General features: G+C 63.9%; 2 protein-coding genes. One reads left to right on the top strand and one right to left on the bottom strand.

The annotated features are described in order from the left end of the window. Positions 1-1,356, bottom strand: a 1,356-nt coding sequence (alaS, locus tag VL752_RS02420) for an alanine--tRNA ligase (RefSeq protein ID WP_325352143.1), incomplete at its 3' end; no start/stop codon positions are given. 361 nt (positions 1,357-1,717) lie between these two features. Between alaS and VL752_RS02415 the strand changes: the two genes are divergently transcribed. Continuing rightward, on the top strand, positions 1,718-2,671 hold a 954-nt coding region (locus tag VL752_RS02415; RefSeq protein WP_325352142.1), incomplete at its 3' end, for an acetoin utilization protein AcuC.

Genomic DNA, 2,671 nt, shown 5'->3' with positions numbered 1-2,671 from the left:
GACCTTCTCCTTGAGGTCGAACCAGACCCGGTCGGTGGCGGCGTCGCCCGATCCGGCCCAGGCCGCGCGGGCGCGGCTGCGTTGCTCGGTCATCGCTTCTTCGAAGCCCGCGACATCGACCGCGCGGCCCTTCTCGCGCAGTGCGTCCTGGGTGAGGTCGAGTGGGAAGCCGAACGTGTCATAAAGGCGGAAGGCAACGTCGCCGGGCAGCGTCTGACCGTCGCCAAGTTTCTCCGTCTCTTCGGCAAGGAGATGCAGGCCACGCTCGAGGAGAGAGCGGAAGCGGGTTTCCTCGAGGCGCAGCGTGTCGGTCATCAACGTCTGGGCACGGGAGAGTTCCGGGTAGGCCTGACCCATCTGCCGCACGAGGGCGGGCACGAGGCGGGGCATCAGCGGCTCGGTCGCGCCCATCTGATAGGCATGGCGCATGGCGCGGCGCATGATGCGACGAAGCACGTAGCCACGACCTTCATTGGACGGCAGCACGCCATCGGCGATGAGGAAACAGGTGGAGCGCAGATGGTCAGCCACCACGCGGTGGCTGGTCTTCTCTGGGCCGTCGGGGTCATGGCCGGTCGCTTCAGCGCTCGCCAGGATCAGGGCGCGCAGCGCATCCGTGTCGTAGTTGTCGTGCTTGCCTTGCAGGATGGCAGCGAAGCGTTCCAGCCCCATGCCGGTGTCGATCGAGGGGCGGGGCAGGGCTCTGCGCGTGCCCGGCGGACCCTCCTCGTATTGCATGAACACGAGGTTCCAGATTTCGATGAAGCGGTCGCCATCCTCGTCCGGGCTGCCGGGCGGACCACCGGGGATCGAGGGTCCATGGTCGTAAAAGATCTCGCTGCAGGGGCCGCAGGGGCCGGTATCGCCCATGCGCCAGAAATTATCCGAGGTCGCGATGCGAATGATCCGCTCGTCCGGCAGGCCGGCGATCTTGCGCCAGAAGGCGGCCGCCTCCTCGTCCTCATGATAGACAGTGACGAGCAGCTTCTCCGGCGCGAGGCCGAAATCCCTGGTGATCAGGGACCAGGCATGGCCGATCGCCTGCTCCTTGAAATAGTCACCGAAGGAGAAATTCCCCAGCATTTCGAAGAAGGTATGATGGCGCGCGGTATAGCCGACATTGTCCAGGTCGTTGTGCTTGCCGCCGGCGCGGACGCATTTCTGCGCGGTCGTCGCACGGGAATAGGGGCGGCGTTCCTGGCCGGTGAAGACATTCTTGAATTGCACCATGCCGCTGTTGGTGAACATCAGCGTGGGGTCGTTCCGCGGGACGAGGGGAGAGCTCTCCACGACGCTATGCCCATTGCGAGCGAAGTAATCGAGAAAGGTCGCGCGGATATCGTTGCTGCTGGCCATGGCGGGCACGGTTTCCGAAAGTCGGGGGACAGGAAAGGAGAACCGCACCTAGCGCACGATCCGCGCGCTGTCACCTTGTGAGCCGAAGTTTGGAGGAGGAATGCAAAAATCGCATGGATATCGAGCATCTCATGCGATGTCAGGGATAATTGTCCAAAAGTTAATTCGTAATAATGGAATACTGTTCGCTAAGCGGTGCTGCGCTGCAAAATTGCACTTGCACATCCGAACTTTCGTGGCTAGTTTGTGCATCGCAGCAACGGCGGTCCATGATCGTGTTGCTGCTTTCTTGGACGTTTCCTCCCTAAACTTGGCGGTGCTTCGGCACCGCCTTTTTTTTCGTCCAAAGGTAACTTGAGGTTTGATCCAGTCTTCCGCAACGGCGCCGCTTTTTATCGGCAGCGATATCTACCGCGCGTCAACCTATGGCGCCGGCCATCCGTTGGCGGTGCCGCGCGTTTCGACTGCGATCGATCTTTGCCGCGCCCTCGGCTGGCTGCGGGCCAGCGCTTATCGGAATTCCCCGATAGCGGAGGAGGCGGCGCTGCGCCGCTTCCACGATCCGGCCTATCTCGCCGCCCTGCGCCGTGCTGAGGAGACGCAGAGTGTGACCGAGATGGATCGCGGGCGTTTTCGCATCGGCACGGACAATAATCCGGTCTATCGGGAGATGTTCCGCCGGCCCGCGACCTCGGCAGGCGGCGTGCTGGAAGCGGTGCGCCTGACTTCTGGTGGCGGCATCGCTCATGTGCCGGGGGGCGGCACGCATCACGGGCGGCCGGATCGCGCCTCCGGCTTCTGCTATTTGAATGATTGCGTGCTTGGCATCCTGTCCTGGCTCGACCAAGGGCTGGCGCGTGTCCTCTATCTCGATCTCGACGCCCATCACGGCGACGGCGTGCAAGATGCCTTCGCGGAGGACGCCCGTGTTCTCACCGTCAGCATTCACGAGGCGGGGCGTTGGCCCCATACCGGGCTGGCGGAGGATCGTGCCGGTGGCAGCGCCCGCAACCTGCCGGTGCCACCGGGCTACAATGATAGCGAGGCGCGCTTTCTGCTGCAGGAAGCCGTGCTGCCGCTCATCCACCGCTTCCGGCCGGATGCCATCATGATGCAATGCGGGGCGGATGCGTTGGAGGAGGACCCGCTGGCCCGCCTGGCGCTCTCTAACAATGCCTATTGGTCGGCGGTCGCAGCCGTGATGCCGATGGCGCCCCGGCTCGTCGTGCTCGGCGGCGGCGGCTACAATCCCTATACCGTCGCGCGCTGCTGGGCCGGCATCTGGGCCGTGCTGAGCGGGCAGGAGATCCCGCAA

The organism is Acidisoma sp. (genome assembly GCF_035492295.1).
In the GTDB taxonomy this organism is placed as follows: Bacteria; Pseudomonadota; Alphaproteobacteria; order Acetobacterales; family Acetobacteraceae; genus Acidisoma.
The sequence above is the reverse complement of the archived record's forward strand: the minus strand, read 5'-3'. Positions and strand labels throughout refer to the sequence as shown.